Source organism: Nonomuraea sp. NPDC049637 (assembly GCF_040675235.1).
Lineage (GTDB): Bacteria > Actinomycetota > Actinomycetes > Streptosporangiales > Streptosporangiaceae > Nonomuraea.
The window spans coordinates 57046-72227 of sequence record NZ_JBFAOM010000032.1; the positions used below are offsets into that span (position 1 = coordinate 57046).

Consider the following 15182-nt stretch of genomic DNA (forward strand, 5'->3'; position numbering starts at 1 on the left):
TTCCCCGGCAGGCCCGTCGTCGCAACAGAGCCCCATCATGAGGCACCGGCGACTTCGACTCTAAACCGAAACAAGTCGGCGAACAAAGCGCATTAGTTCCGTTGACTTCGTGCGGGACCATCTATACATTCTCCGCATCGAACGCACCAGGCCCCCCGGTAAGCGCAGGGCGCCGTGCGACGTCAACCGAGGAGATCCCATGGGGAGCAGATTCCACCGGCGCGGGCTCCGCGGCACCGGCGCCCTGGCGGGCGTGCTGGCCCTCGGGCTGGCGCTGACCGCGTGCAGCGGGTCCGCCGGCGGCGCGCAGAAGGGCGCCCAGAGCGGGGGCCAGAGCAAGGACGGCGTGACCGTCGCCCTCAGGACCCCGAACTGGATCCTGCCGATCTCGGCACCCGGCTTCACCCAGGGCGAGAACGTCATCTTCGGCTCCGCCCAGTACCGTCACCTGTACGAGTACCTGCTGGACGGCTCGGCGAAGTACAACATCGACCCCGGGCGCTCGATGGCCGAACCGCCCGAGGTGAGCGACGGCGGCAAGACGCTGACGATCACGCTGAAGGACAACACGTGGTCCGACGGCAAGCCCGTCACCACCCGTGACATCCAGTTCTGGTGGAATCTCGTCACCGCGAACAAGGACAAGTGGGCGTCCTACCGGGAGGGCGGCTTCCCGGACAACATCGCCGCGTTCAAGGTGAAGGACGACAAGACCTTCTCCCTGACGACCACGAAGACGTACAACACCGGGTGGTTCGTCGGCAACCAGCTCAACCGCATCGTGCCGCTGCCCCAGCACGTCTGGGACAAGGACTCGGCCACCGGCAAGGTGGGCGACCTCGACACCACCCCCGAGGGCGCCAGGAAGGTCTTCGACTTCCTCACCGCCGCGTCGAAGGACCCCAAGACGTACGCGACCAACGAGCTGTGGCAGGTCAACAGCGGCCCGTGGAAGCTGGAGAAGTACGTGCCGAACGGCGAGGTCGTCCTCACCGCCCGCGCGAACTACTCCGGCAGCGACAAGCCGAAGCTCAAGTCGGTCACGCTGCGCCCCTTCACCAGCGACGACGCCGAGTTCAACGTGCTGCGCGCCGGCCAGATCGACTACGGCTACGTGCCGCCGGCCAACCTGTCGCAGCAGAAGTACCTGGAGTCGAAGGGCTACCAGATCGCCCCCTGGTACGGCTGGTCCATCACCTACCTCCAGCTCAACTTCAACAACCCCGAGTCAGGCCCCCTGTTCAAGCAGCTCTACCTGCGCCAGGCCCTGCAGTCGCTCATCGACCAGCCGACCATCAGCAAGGCCATCTGGTCCGGCATGGCGGCCCCGACCTGTGGCCCCGTCCCGGCCAAGCCCGGCACGAACGGCTCCAGCGAAGGCTGCGCCTACCCCTTCGACCCGGCCAAGGCCAAGCAGCTCCTGGAGAGCCACGGCTGGCAGGTGACCCCCGACGGCCAGACGACCTGCCAGAAGCCGGGCACGGGCGCCGACCAGTGCGGCGAGGGCGTGAAGTCCGGCGCGAAGCTGGCCTTCACCGTCACCAGCCAGACCGGCTTCGCCGCGACGACCAAGATGTTCGCCGAGATCAAGTCGCAGATGTCCAAGCTGGGCATCCAGCTCACCATCAAGGAAGTGCCGGACTCGGTCGCGGTCACCCCGGCGTGCAAGTCCTCGGACTCCAACTGCTCGTGGGACATGTCGTTCTTCGGCTCGCAGGGCAGCTGGTACTACCCGGCCTTCCCCAGCGGTGAGCGGCTGTTCGCCACCGGCGCCCCGGTCAACCTGGGCAGCTACAGCGACCCCGAGGCCGACAAGCTCATCGAGGCCACCCAGTTCGCCGACGACGAGGCGACGCTCAAGGCGTACAACGACCGGCTGGCCCAGGACCTGCCGGTGCTCTGGATGCCGAACCCCGTGTACCAGATCTCGGCGTACCGCGCCGGGCTCCAGGGGGTCACGCAGGACCCGATGAACAACATGTTCTTCCAGGACTGGTCCTGGAAGAGCTGAGACCGTCCCCGACTCCGGCGGCCCGTGCGGGGGTCGCCGGGGTCCCTGGAACAAGGAGGGGCCTCGCGTGGCCCGGTATCTGATCACCCGCTTGGGCCAGGCCCTGATCATCGTCGTGCTGGTCACGATGATCACGTTCGTCATCCTGCATCTCCTGCCGGGCGGCGCGGCGCGGGCCACCCTCGGCAAGGATGCGACGCTGGCCCAGCTCGCGGCGTTCGACCACGAGATGGGCTACGACCGCCCCTGGGTCCAGCAGTACGTCATGTTCATCGGCCGCCTCCTGCGCGGCGACCTCGGCTACTCCTTCCAGCTCAACCAGTCGGTGGCCGAGGCCATCGGCCAGCGGCTGCCCAAGACCATGGTCTTGTCGTTGTTCTCGACGATGCTGGCCGTCGTCGTCGCCATCCCGCTCGGCGTCGTCCAGGCGATGCGGCGCAACCGGTGGCCCGACTACACGATCACCACCCTGTCGCTGCTGGCCTACGCCACGCCGATCTTCTTCATGGGTCTCATGATGATCATTCTCTTCTCGCAGGTCTGGCCGATCCTGCCGCCGGAGGCCTCGCAGGGGTTCACCCTCGGTGAGGTGCTGGCCGACCCGGCCGGGCTCGTCCTGCCCACCGTCACGCTCGCCATCGTGACCGTCGCCGTCTACTCGCGGTACGTGCGCTCCTCGATGGTCGACAACCTCAACGAGAACTACGTGCGCACCGCCCGCAGCAAGGGCCTGTCGGAGGCGCGCGTCGTCGCCCGGCACACGCTGCGCAACGGCCTGTTCCCGGTCATCACCCTGCTCGGGATGTACCTGCCCGCGCTGTTCAGCGGCGCCCTGGTCGTCGAGGCCCTGTTCAACTACCCCGGCATGGGCCAGCTGTTCTGGCAGGCGGCGCTGAAGCGGGACTTCCCGATCCTGTTCGGCGTCACGCTGATCATCGCGATCGCGACCGTGCTCGGCGCCCTGCTCGCCGACCTGCTGTACGCCGCCGTCGATCCGCGCGTCCGGCTCAGGACGGCGGCCCGCTCATGACCGCGTCCGCCGAGGCGACCGGCACGCCGGTCCCCGCCGAGGAGGCGCCCGTACGCGGCCAGTGGCGTCAGGCGCTGACCGTCTTCGCCGAGAACCGCCTCGCCCTGCTGGGCCTGATCATCTTCATCGTGCTCGGCGGCCTGTGCTTCCTCGGCCCGCTGTTCTACCGGACCGACCAGGTGCACACCGACCTCGCCTCGGTCTACCTGCCCCCCGGCACCCCGGGCCACCCGCTGGGCACCGACGGCGTCGGCTACGACCAGCTCGGCCGCCTGCTGCTCGGCGGGCAGACGTCCATCGTCGTCGGGCTGGCCGCCGGCGTGCTGGCCACGGTCGTGGGCACGATCTGGGGCGCCATCGCCGGCTTCACCAGCGGCTGGGTGGACGCGGCCATGATGCGGGTGGTCGACGCGATGATGTCGATCCCCTCGCTGTTCCTGTTCATGCTGATGGCGACCATCGTCACGCCGACCGTGCCGATGCTCATCCTCATCATCGGCGCCTTCGCCTGGCTGGGCCCGGCCCGGCTGGTCCGCGGCGAGGCGCTGACCCTGCGCTCCCGCGAGTACGTCCAGGCCATGCGGTCGATGGGCGGCACCGGCGGCCGGGCCGTACGGCGGCACATCATCCCCAACGCCATCGGCACCGTGATCGTCAACGCCACCTTCCAGGTCGCCGACGCCATCCTGTACGTCGCCTACCTGTCCTTCCTCGGCCTCGGCGTGCCGCCACCCGCGGCGAACTGGGGCGGGATGCTCTCCGACGGCCTCGCCAACACCTACAGCGGCTACTGGTGGCTGCTGTACCCGCCCGGGATCGCCATCATCCTCATCGTCCTCGCCTTCAACTTCATCGGCGACGGGCTGAGGGACGTCTTCGAGGTCCGCCTCCGGCGGCGCTAGGAGGAACGGAACATGAGCCCTTTGCTGCGCCTGCGCGACGTCAGCACCGACATCCCGCTGCGTCAGGGCGTCGTGCACGCCCTCGACCACGTCAACCTGGAGGTGCGGCAGGGCGAGACGCTCGGCATCGTCGGCGAGTCGGGCAGCGGCAAGACCATGACCGCCCTGTCGGTCATGGGCCTGCTGCCGTCCGGCGGCCGCGTCGTCGGCGGCGAGATCCTGTTCGAGGGCCGCGACCTGCTGTCCCTGCCGCCCGCGGAGATGCGCAGGATCCGCGGCGTCGAGATGGGCATGGTGTTCCAGGACCCGCTCACCTCGCTCAACCCGACCATGCGCATCGGCGCCCAGGTCGCCGAGCCGCTCCGGGTCCACCAGGGCGTCGGCAAGGCCGAGGCGCGCGAGCGGGCCGTGGAGATCCTGCGCCGGGTCGGCATGCCGCGTCCCGACAAGATCGCCGACGCCTACCCGCACCAGCTCTCCGGCGGCATGCGCCAGCGCGTGGTCATCGCCATGGCCCTGGTCTGCTCGCCCCGGCTGCTCATCGCCGACGAGCCGACCACCGCCCTCGACGTCACCACCCAGCGCCAGATCCTGGAACTCATCGACGACCTGCGCGAGGAGTTCCAGATGGCGGTCATCCTGGTCACCCACGACCTGGGCGTGATCGCCAGCCGCGCCGACCGGGTCGCCGTCATGTACGCCGGCCGCGTGGTGGAGGCCGCGACCACCGCCGAGCTGTTCCGGCAGCCGCGCCACCGCTACACCGAGGCGCTCATGGAGTCGCTCCCCGGCGCGGCCGAGCACGACGACGGCGCGCTCTACAGCATCCCCGGCCTGCCGCCGGACCTGTCCCGGCCGATGACTGGCTGCCGGTTCGCACCCCGCTGCCGCTTCGCGACCGAGGAGTGCCGCACCACCGACGTGACCCTGTCCGGCGACGAGCACCAGCACGCCTGCCTGCACCCGGTGCTCCAGCCGCGGGCGCGCGCCGAGGCCGCCGGGCCGCGGCCCGACCGGGCCGGGCCGCAGGCCGGGGCCGCGCCGATCCTGTCCGTCCGCGACCTGGTCAAGAACTACGACGGCACGGGCTCGCTGGGCCGCAAGGCGCCGCCGGTCAGCGCCGTCGCGGGGGTCGGCTTCGACGTGCGCCCCGGCGAGACGTTCGGGCTCGTGGGCGAGTCGGGCTGCGGCAAGTCGACCGTGGGCCGGCTGATCGTCGGCCTGGAGGAGCCCACCTCCGGCCAGATCGTGGTGGACGGCGCCGACATCGCCACGCTCGACCGGCGCGCCCGCCGCGCCATGCACCGGCGGGTCCAGCTCATGTTCCAGGACAGCTACGCGGCGATGAACCCGCGCATGCGCATCGACTCCATCCTGGCCGAGCCCCTGGAGATCCAGCAGGCCGGCGACCGGGCCGGCCGCCGCTCGCGCATCGGCACCCTGCTGGACCAGGTGGGCCTGCCGCGACGGGTGCTCGACCGCTACCCGCACGAGTTCTCCGGCGGCCAGCTCCAGCGCATCGGGCTGGCCAGGTCGCTGGCCCTGGAGCCGCGGCTGATCGTGTGCGACGAGCCGGTCAGCGCGCTCGACGTCTCCATCCAGGCCCAGGTGCTCAACCTCATGCGCGACCTGCAGCGCGAGCTGGGCCTGTCCTACGTGTTCATCAGCCACGACCTGTCCGTCGTGGACTACATGTCGGACCGGATCGGCGTCATGTACCTGGGCAAGCTCGTCGAGGTCGGGCCGGCCCGCGACGTCGTCAGGAAGGCCCGGCACCCGTACACGCAGGCGCTGATCGAGGCCGTGCCCTCGGCGGAGCCGGGCGTGGCGCCGCGTACCAGCGTCGCCATCAAGGGCGAGCTGCCCAGCGCGCAGAACCCGCCCTCGGGATGCCGGTTCAGGACGCGCTGCCCGCTCGCCCAGGAGATCTGCGAGACCGAGCCGCCGCTGGCGGGCGGCGAGCACCAGGTGGCCTGCCACTTCCCGCTGCGCACGGCGGAGTGAGGCCGGGGCGCGCCGGTCGCGGCCGTCAGCGGAGGGGATGGGCGCCAGGGTGCTCGTCCCACCACCGGCGGAAGGTGGGGTTGTCGTCGATGTGGTCCTCGAAGGCGGCGGCGAGCCCGCGGTAGATGGCCGCCGCCGCGTCCGCGCCGATCAGGTCCCTGCGCCAGGCCATGACCAGGTGCCCGACCTGCGGTTCGCCTGCCAGCGGAAGTACGGCGGTGCCCTCGGGCACCGGCCAGGTCGGGTCCACCAGGCGCACGCCGAGCCCGGCGGCGACCAGCGGGCGGCCGGCGCCGCTCGGGGCGTCGTAGCGCACGTCCGGCTCGAAGCCGGCGGCCCGGCAGGAGGCGCGCAGGGCGGCGAGCGAGCCGTCGTCGGCGCCGGGCGGGCTGATCCAGCGCTCGTTCCTGAGGTCGGACAGGTGCACCTCGGGCTGCTCGGCCAGCGGGTGCCCGGCGGCCATGGCCACGAAGATGGGATACCTGGGCACCAGCGTGCGGGTGACCACCGGCGGCGTGAGGGGGACGTCGAACCCCTCGATCATGCCCATGAGCGCGGCGTCGAGCTGGCCGTGGGTGAGCGCGTCGGCGAGCTGCACGCTGGACGGCTCGATGCGCAGGGAGATCGACCGGCCGGGTAACGCCTCGCCGACCCGGTCCACCACGCTGGCCACGCACGCCAGGTGGCTGCACCCGAGCCGCAGCCCGGTGACGGCCGGGTTCGCGTCGTGCAGGTCGCCGAAGAGCGAGTCGATCTCCGACAGGACGATCCGGGCGCGGGCGATGACCTGACGTCCGAGCTGGGTGGGTTCGACGCCGTTCCGGCTGCGGGTGAACAGCTCACCGCCCACCATCTCCTCGATCCTGCGGAGCTGGGTGGTGATCGCCGGTTGGGACAGCCCGAGGCGCGCGGCCGCTTTGGTCACGCTGCCGGCCTCGGCGATCGTACAGACCATTCGGAGATGCCGGAGATCCAGGTCCATAGCTCAGGATTATGTGACATGTGATGGCTCTTGGCGACGTATTGAGAACGCCCATAGGCAACACTTATGCGGCGTCGTATGACCACGCCCTCCGGACGGACCGCACACTCGTACCCGACCTCGCATCCATGCGGATACCCCCCGGAGGTTCTTGTGCGCAAGGTCCTGCACGGCTGGCGGCTGATCGTCCCCCTGGCCGCATTAGCCCTACTCCCACCGTTCGCCGCGACACCGGCGAGCGCGGCGGCCGAACCGCCACCGGCCGCCCGCCTCGCGGTCCCGGCCGACGACGCCCCGCACGTCGCCAAGTCCCGGCTCGACACCCGTGACCGGGCGCCCCAGCCCGCGGCCAAGGACGCCCTACGCCGCGACTACGACGAACCCGCCACCCGGCCGGAGCACGCCAGACCGTCGGCGCGCAAGAGCGTCGCCGCGGCCGCCGCCTGCAACGTCTCCGACTTCACCAGCCGCACCGGCAGCGCCCTGGTCCAGCAGATCAAGGCCAGCGCCACCGACTGCGTCAACACCCTGTTCAACCTGACCGGCACGGACGCCTACAACGCCTTCCGCGAGGCGCAGATGACGACCGTCGCCTACGCCCTGCGCGACAACTCGGCGAACTACCCGGGCGACAACACCACCAGCACCGCCCAGCTCGTCCTCTACCTGCGGGCCGGCTACTACGTCCACTGGTACAACTCCGGCGACGTCGGCTCGTACGGCCAGGCGCTCACCACCGCCATCCGGTCCGGCCTGGACGCCTTCTTCGGCAACTCCCGGTCCTCGACCGTCAGCGACGCCAACGGCGAGGTGCTGAGCGAGGCCGTCACCCTCATCGACAGCGCCGAGCAGAACGACCGCTACCTGTACGTGGTCAAGCGCCTGCTCGACGGCTACAACAGCTCCTACGACGCGTCGTGGTGGATGCTCAACGCGGTCAACAACGTCTACACCGTGCTGTTCCGCGGCCACCAGGTGCCCGCGTTCGTCAGCGCCGTGCAGGCCGACCGCAGCGTCCTGGACTCCCTGAACTCCTTCGCCGCCAACCACCTCAGCATGCTCGGCACCGACCGCTCCTACCTCGTCTCCAACGCCGGGCGCGAGCTGGGCCGCTTCCTGCAGCACACGACGTTGCAGGCCGTCGTCCGGCCGCTGGCCAAGAACCTGCTCGGCCGCAGCGCCATGACCGGCGCCACCGCGCCGCTGTGGGTGGGCGTGGCCGAGATGACCGACTCCTACGACAAGGCCAACTGCTCCTACTACGGCACCTGCGACCTGGCGAACCGCCTGGCGGCCAGTGTGCTGCCGATCACCCACACCTGCAGCGCCAGCATCAGGATCCGGGCCCAGGAGGTCACCGCGAGCCAGCTCGCCGCCACCTGCGCCAGCCTGGCCAACCAGGACGCCTTCTTCCACAACCTGGTCAAGGACAACGGCCCGGTCGCGAACGACAACAACACCACGCTGGAAGTGGTGGTCTTCGACTCCAGCACCGACTACCAGACCTACGCCGGCGTGATGTTCGGCATCGACACCAACAACGGGGGCATGTACCTGGAGGGCGACCCCGCCGCCGCGGGCAACCAGCCCAGGTTCATCGCCTACGAGGCCGAGTGGCTGCGCCCCGACTTCCAGATCTGGAACCTCAACCACGAGTACACCCACTACCTCGACGGCCGGTTCGACATGTACGGCGACTTCACCGCCGGGGTGAGCACGCCGACCATCTGGTGGATCGAGGGCTTCGCCGAGTACGTCTCCTACTCCTACCGCAAGGTCGTCTACGACGCGGCGATCACCGAGGCGGGCAAGCGCACGTACGCGCTGAGCACGCTGTGGAACACCACCTACGACCATGACACCACCCGCATCTACCGGTGGGGCTACCTGGCCGTCCGGTACATGTTCGAGAAGCACCCGGCCGACGTCGCGACGCTGCTCGGCTCGTACCGGACCGGCGCGTGGAGCACCGCCCGGTCGTTCCTGACCGGCACGATCGGCAGCCGCTACGACTCCGACTGGAACACCTGGCTCGCCGCCTGCGCGGCCGGGGCGTGCTCCGGTGGCGGCACCGGCAACCAGGCGCCCACCGCGAGCTTCACCTCCACGGTCAGCGGGCTGACGGCCGCCTTCACCGACACCTCCACCGACTCCGACGGCACCATCGCCGCCCGCCGCTGGGACTTCGGCGACGGCGCCACCTCCACCGCGGCCAACCCGTCGCACGCCTACGCGGCGCAGGGCACCTACACCGTCACGCTGACCGTCACCGACGACGGCGGCGCCACCGCGACGACGTCGAAGCAGGTCACGGTCTCGACCGGCGGCGGCTCGACGCCGGAGTGCACCGCCTCCGACACCCGCAAGCTCGACAGGAACTGCAAGCGCAGCAACCTGTCGGCCACCCAGGGCAACTACGCCTACCTCTACATCTACCTGCCCGCCGGGACGGCCAGGCTGACCATCACCGCCTCCGGCGGCACCGGGAACGCCGACCTCTACTACAACGCCGCCACCTGGGCCACCACCTCGGCCTACACGCAGCGCTCCACCGCGTCCGGCAACGCCGAGACGCTGGTGATCAACAACCCGCCCGCCGGTTACAACTACATCAGCCTCCACGCCGCGCAGACCTTCTCGGGCGCGAGCGTCAAGACCGAGTACTAGACCGCCCGGGCGCCGGGGGCCGGCGAACCCTCTCCCGCCGGTCCCCGGCCCGGGCCCTCTCACCTCACTGGAGTGATCCGTGACTCTCCGTAACATGCTGACCGCGGGGCTCCTGCTCGGCGTGGCGGCCTGCGGCGGCGGCAAGGCCGCCACCCCGGCGACGGCGGCCGGGGGCGGGACCCTGATGATCCTGTCCAACCAGGACTTCTCCCACCTGGACCCGGCCCGCAACTGGACGATGCCCCAGATGGACTTCGGCATCCGGCTGCTCTACCGCACCCTCACCACCTTCAAGGCGGGCAGCCACGAGATCGTCCCGGATCTGGCCACCGACCTGGGCACCGCCTCCGAGGGCGGCAAGGTGTGGACCTTCACCCTCAAGGACGGCGTCAAGTACGAGGACGGCACCCCCGTCACCGCGAAGGACGTCAAGTACAACGTGGAGCGTTCCTTCGCCCCCGAGCTGCCCGGCGGCCCCAACTACGCCCAGCTCTACCTGGCCGGCGCCGACGGCTACAAGGGCCCGCTGAAGGGCCGGCACCTGGACTCGATCGAGACCCCCGACGACCGGACCATCGTCTTCCGCCTCAAGCGGCCGGTCGCCGAGTTCTCCTCCACGGTGACGCTGCCGACGTTCGCGCCGGTGCCGGCCGCGAAGGAGACCGGCGCGCAGTACGACAACCGGCCCTTCTCCTCCGGGCCGTACAAGATCGAGCGCTACGACCGCGGCAAGGAGATGGTCCTGGTCCGCAACCCGCACTGGTCGGCGGCCACCGACCCGGTGCGCAAGGCCGCGCCCGACCGCATCGTGGTCAAGCAGGGCCTGCGGCAGGGCGTGATCGACGACCGGCTCATCGAGAGCAGGGGCGAGGACGCCACCTCGATCGCCTACACCGACGTCAGCGCCGCCAGCCTGGCCAAGATCCTGCCCCGGCCGGACGTGAAGTCCCGGCTGGTCAACGCCATGTCGGGGTGCACCGACATGATCGGCTTCAACACCTCCAAGCCGCCCTTCGACGACGTGAAGGCCCGGCAGGCGGTGCACTTCGCCCTGGACAAGCAGGCGCTCCAGACCGCCGCCGGCGGCCCGGCCATGACCTCGATCGCCACCTCCTACCTGCCGCCGGCCCTGTCGGGCGGCACGCCGCAGGACGTGTTCCACCTCCCGCCGACCGGGGACGTCGAGAAGGCCAAGGCCCTGCTGGGCGGGAAGACGCTGAACGTCCGGATGACGATCTCGACCGGCGACAAGGCGCTCGGCGAAGCCGTGCAGGCGTCGCTGAAGCGGGCGGGCGTCGAGGTCGTGCTCACGCCGGTCGATCCCTCGGTCTACTACGACACCGTCGGCGACACCGCCAAGACGCCCGACCTGTTCACCTACGGCTGGTGCCCCGACTACCCGTCCGGGGCGACGTTCCTGCCGCTGCTGTTCGACGGGCGCACGATCGTCGAGAAGGGCAACTCCGGCAACGTCTGGCAGTTCCGCGACGAGGCGGTGCAGAAGCGCATCGACGAGATCCAGGCCATGAGCGACCCGAAGGCCGCCGAAGCCGCCTGGATGGACCTCGACCGGCAGGTCATGCAGTCCTCGCCGGCGGTGCCGTACGCGTGGGACCGCAAGCCGATCCTGGTCGGCAAGGACGTCTCCGGCGCGGTGGGTCATCCGGTCTGGTCCGGGCAGCTCGACTTCGCCGTCCTGGGGGTGAGGCAGAAGTGAGGAACGGCTACCCCGGATACCGGCGGAGCCGGACATGACGGCGACGGTCGTCACGGCGAGCCCGCCCGCCCGGCTGGTCAGGAAGCGCCTGCTGGGCGGCGCCGCCACCCGGTTCGCGCTGGTCGTGGTGGCGGTCCTGGTGCTGGTCGCGCTCGCCGCGCCGCTGCTCACCAAGCTGAACGGCTGGCCGCCGGACGCCTTCGACCCCGCCGCGATCGACCAGGAGCTGGCGGGCGTGCCCAAGGGGGCCCTGGGCGGCGTCAGCGGCGAGCACTGGCTCGGCGTCGAGCCCGTCAACGGCCGCGACGTGTTCAGCCGCGTCGTGTACGGCGCCCGCGTCTCGCTGATGGTCTCCACCCTGGCGACGCTGGTGTCGGTGCTGCTCGGCACCGTGCTCGGGCTGCTGGCCGGCTACCTCGGCGGCTGGGCGGACGCGGTGATCAGCCGGACCATGGACCTGCTCATGTCGTTCCCGAGCCTGATCTTCATGATCGCCCTCATCTCCGTCATGCCCGACGGCGACCGGATGGTCCTGCTGGTGTGTGTGATGGGCGGGTTCGGCTGGCCGTACATCGGGCGGATCGTGCGCGGGCAGGCGATCTCCGTCAAGCACCGCGAGTACGTGGACGCCGCCCGGGTCGGCGGCGCGCTGAACGGCGTCATCGTCTTCCGCGAGATCATGCCCAACATCACCGCGCCGATCCTCGTGTACGCGACGCTCGCGGTGCCCGCCAACATCGGCACCGAGGCGGCGCTGTCGTTCCTCGGCGTCGGGGTGCGCCCGCCGACCGCGTCCTGGGGGCAGATGATCCAGGAGGCGATGCTCTGGTACGAGGTCGACCCGATGTACCTGCTCGTCCCCGGCGCCTGCCTGTTCCTGACCGTGCTCGCCTTCACCCTCCTCGGTGACGCCCTGCGCGACGCCATCGACCCCAAGGGGGCGGCACAGTGACGTCGTACCTGGCCAGACGGGCCCTCGCGGTGGCCGGCGTGCTGCTGGTGATCTGCGCGGTGACCTTCCTGATCTTCTACGTGCTGCCGTCCGACCCGGCGGTCCAGGCGTGCGGCAAGACCTGCACGCCCGAGCGGGTCGCCGAGGTGCGCGCGCAGATGGGGCTGGACCGGCCGCTGTGGGAGCAGTTCGGCGGCTACGTCGCGGGCATCGTCGCCGGGCGTCCCGGCTGCCACGTGCCCTGCCTCGGGTTCTCCTACCAGAACGCCCTGCCGGTCTGGGACCTGCTGATCGACCGGCTCGGCGCCAGCGCGTCCCTGGCGGCCGGCGCGGCCCTGCTGTGGCTGGCCGTGGGCGTCACGGTCGGGGTGGTCTCGGCGCTGCGCCGGGGGAGCGCCCTGGACCGGACGCTGATGATCGCCACGCTGACCAGCGCGTCCCTGCCGGTCTACTTCGTGGCGATGGTGCTGCTCCTGTTGGCGGTACGGGTGACCGGGCTGCTGCCGTACCCGGCGTACGTGCCGCTCGCCGACGACCCCGCCGCCTGGGCCGGCAACCTGATCCTGCCCTGGGTCACGCTGGCCGCGCTCTACGCCGCCATGTACGCCCGGCTCACCCGGGCGCAGATGATCGAGACGATGGCCGAGCCGTACATCAGGACGGCCCGCGCCAAGGGCCTGCACGAGCGGACGGTCGTCGCCAAGCACGGCATGCGCGCGGCCATGACCCCGGTCGTCACCGTGTTCGGCATGGACCTGGGCGGCCTGCTGGCCGGCGCGATGATCACCGAGACCGTGTACGGCCTGCCCGGCGTCGGCCGGCTCGCCTACGACGGCATCGTCAAGTCCGACCAGCCCGTGATCCTCGGCACGACGCTGCTCGCGGCCTTCTTCATCGTGCTGGCCAACCTGCTCGTGGACCTGGTCTACGCGGTCATCGACCCCAGGGTGAGGTACTCGTGATCCTTTCCGTGCGCGACCTGTCGGTGAGCTTCGGCGACGTCCGGATCGTGGACGGCGTGTCGTTCGGCGTCGAGCGGGGGCGGACCCTGGGCGTCGTCGGCGAGTCCGGGTCCGGCAAGTCCGTGACCGCGCTGTCGCTGCTGGGGCTGCACCGCCGGGCGACCGTCGCCGGGTCGATCGAGCTCGACGGGGAGGAGCTGGTCGGGGCCCCGGCCGAGCGGCTGCGCCGGCTGCGCGGCAGCGCGGTGTCGATGATCTTCCAGGATCCGCTGTCGTCGCTGCACCCCTTCTTCACCGTGGGGGAGCAGATCGCCGAGGCGTACCGGCTGCACCGCCGGGCCGGCCGGCGGGCGGCCCGCGAGCGGGCGGTCGAGATGCTGGCCGAGGTGGGCATCCCGGAGCCGCGGCGGCGCGCCGGGGAGCATCCGCACCGCTTCTCCGGCGGCATGCGGCAGCGGGCGATGATCGCGATGGCGCTGGCCTGCGAGCCGGGCGTGCTGATCGCCGACGAGCCGACGACGGCGCTCGACGTGACCGTCCAGGCGCAGATCCTCGACCTGATCGCGCGCATCCAGCGCGAGCGGGGGCTCGCGGTCGTCCTGATCACCCATGACCTGGGCGTGGTGGCGCGCATGGCCGACGACGTCCTGGTCATGTACGGCGGCCGGACCGTGGAGCACGCCCCCGCCAGGGAGATCTTCAAACGGCCGCTGCACCCGTACACGCGGGCCCTGCTGGACTCGGTGCCGGGCGCACCGCCGGACGCGCTCACCGGCACGACGGCGGCCCCGGGCCGGGCGCGGCTGCGGGCGATCGCGGGGGCGCCGCCGTCGCTGCTCGCGCCGCCGCCGGGCTGCCGCTTCCACCCGCGCTGCCCGGCCGCCCTGGACGTCTGCGCGACCACGCGCCCGCCGCTCACCGGCGACCCCCACCGGGTCGCGTGCCACCTGGAAGGAGCCGACCACTGATGCTCTCCGTGCGCGACCTGCGGATGACCTTCCCCGGACGCCGCGGGCAACGGGTCAGGGCGGTGGACGGCGTGAGCTTCGACGTGCCGGAGGGCCGGGCGCTCGGCCTGGTCGGCGAGTCGGGCTGCGGCAAGTCCACCACCGGGCGCATGATCGTGCGGCTGCTGGAGCCCACCGGCGGGACCGTCACCTTCGACGGCCACGACATCACCCATCTGGGCCCCCGGGCGCTGCTGCCGATGCGCGGCCGGCTCCAGATGATCTTCCAGGACCCGTACGCGTCGCTCAACCCGCGCCACACCGTCCGGCAGATCGTCGCCGGGCCGCGCCGGACCGTCGACCGGGACGGCGTCGTCGAGCTGCTCCGGCTCGTCGGCCTGGACGCCGAGCACGCCGACCGCTACCCCCACGAGTTCTCCGGCGGCCAGGCGCAGCGGATCGGCATCGCCCGCGCGCTCGCCTCCAAGCCCCGCCTGGTGGTCTGCGACGAGCCGGTCTCGGCGCTGGACGTGTCCATCCAGGCCCAGATCGTCAACCTGCTCGCCGACCTGCGGGCCGACCTCGGACTCGGCTACCTGTTCATCGCCCACGACCTGTCGGTGGTGCGGCACATGTGCGAGACGGTCGCCGTCATGTACCTGGGCCGGATCGTGGAGACCGGCTCGTCGGACACCGTCTACTCCGATCCCGCCCATCCCTACACGCGCACGCTCCTGTCGGCCGTGCCGGTGCCCGATCCGGAGGTGGAGGCCACGCGGGAGCGCATCGTCCTGCACGGCGACCCGCCCAGCCCGCTCGCGCCGCCGCCCGGCTGCGCCTTCCATCCCCGCTGCCCGAAGGCGCAGCCGCTGTGCCGGACCGAGCCGCCCGTGCTCACGACGGTCAGGGGAAGGCAGGTGAGCTGCCACTTCCCGGAGGAGTGAGCGGGAGGTCCCGCAAGGCGGCGACGGCCGGAGCGGTCGTCGCCGCCAGTACTTTTCCTCTCAT

Annotated in this window: 11 protein-coding genes; 10 read left to right on the forward strand and 1 reads right to left on the reverse strand. The window is 71.1% G+C overall.

Annotation, left to right across the window (positions count from 1 at the left end; all coding sequences use genetic code 11):
- Nucleotides 1-199: 199 nt before the first annotated feature.
- The 4 genes from AB0J71_RS34325 to AB0J71_RS34340 all read left to right on the forward strand — a co-directional run bounded on the left by AB0J71_RS34325 (nt 200) and on the right by AB0J71_RS34340 (nt 5947).
- A complete protein-coding gene (locus AB0J71_RS34325) occupies nt 200-2011 on the forward strand; it encodes a peptide ABC transporter substrate-binding protein (RefSeq protein ID WP_352324117.1) in 1812 nt (603 codons plus the stop codon).
- 67 nt (nt 2012-2078) lie between these two features.
- Nucleotides 2079-3041: an ABC transporter permease gene (locus AB0J71_RS34330; protein WP_352324118.1), complete on the forward strand. Its 963-nt coding sequence runs from the start codon at nt 2079-2081 to the stop codon at nt 3039-3041.
- Nucleotides 3038-3943, forward strand: a complete 906-nt coding sequence (locus tag AB0J71_RS34335; RefSeq protein WP_352324119.1) for an ABC transporter permease — start codon at nt 3038-3040, stop codon at nt 3941-3943. Before AB0J71_RS34330 ends, AB0J71_RS34335 begins: the two co-directional genes overlap by 4 nt.
- Nucleotides 3944-3955: 12 nt before the next feature.
- Nucleotides 3956-5947, forward strand: coding sequence for an ABC transporter ATP-binding protein (locus tag AB0J71_RS34340; protein WP_352324120.1), 1992 nt, complete (start codon nt 3956-3958; stop codon nt 5945-5947).
- Between the two features lie 25 nt (nt 5948-5972).
- On the opposite strand, the gene AB0J71_RS34345 is transcribed toward AB0J71_RS34340, so the two are convergent.
- Entirely contained in the window at nt 5973-6929 is a 957-nt protein-coding gene (locus AB0J71_RS34345) for a LysR family transcriptional regulator (protein WP_352324121.1), read from the reverse strand.
- A gap of 153 nt (nt 6930-7082) precedes the next feature.
- Between AB0J71_RS34345 and AB0J71_RS34350 the strand changes: the two genes are divergently transcribed.
- From AB0J71_RS34350 to AB0J71_RS34375, 6 genes are all read left to right on the forward strand, one after another.
- Nucleotides 7083-9596 (forward strand): collagenase, encoded by a 2514-nt coding sequence (locus AB0J71_RS34350; protein ID WP_364418057.1) that lies wholly within the window; start codon nt 7083-7085, stop codon nt 9594-9596.
- Nucleotides 9597-9675: 79 nt separating this feature from the next.
- Nucleotides 9676-11313: an ABC transporter substrate-binding protein gene (locus tag AB0J71_RS34355; RefSeq protein WP_364418059.1), complete on the forward strand. Its 1638-nt coding sequence runs from the start codon at nt 9676-9678 to the stop codon at nt 11311-11313.
- Nucleotides 11314-11347: 34 nt separating this feature from the next.
- Entirely contained in the window at nt 11348-12265 is a 918-nt protein-coding gene (locus AB0J71_RS34360; protein ID WP_352324125.1) for an ABC transporter permease, read from the forward strand.
- On the forward strand, nt 12262-13227 hold the full coding sequence (locus tag AB0J71_RS34365; protein WP_352324126.1) for an ABC transporter permease: 966 nt from the start codon (nt 12262-12264) through the stop codon (nt 13225-13227). Before AB0J71_RS34360 ends, AB0J71_RS34365 begins: the two co-directional genes overlap by 4 nt.
- Complete coding sequence (locus tag AB0J71_RS34370; protein ID WP_352324127.1) at nt 13224-14195, forward strand: ABC transporter ATP-binding protein; 972 nt, start codon at nt 13224-13226, stop codon at nt 14193-14195. The genes AB0J71_RS34365 and AB0J71_RS34370 overlap by 4 nt, the downstream gene beginning before the upstream one ends.
- Nucleotides 14195-15118 carry an ABC transporter ATP-binding protein gene (locus AB0J71_RS34375; protein ID WP_364418061.1) on the forward strand — a complete coding sequence of 308 codons (924 nt, stop codon included), beginning with the start codon at nt 14195-14197 and terminating at the stop codon, nt 15116-15118. Before AB0J71_RS34370 ends, AB0J71_RS34375 begins: the two co-directional genes overlap by 1 nt.
- Nucleotides 15119-15182: the final 64 nt, after the last annotated feature.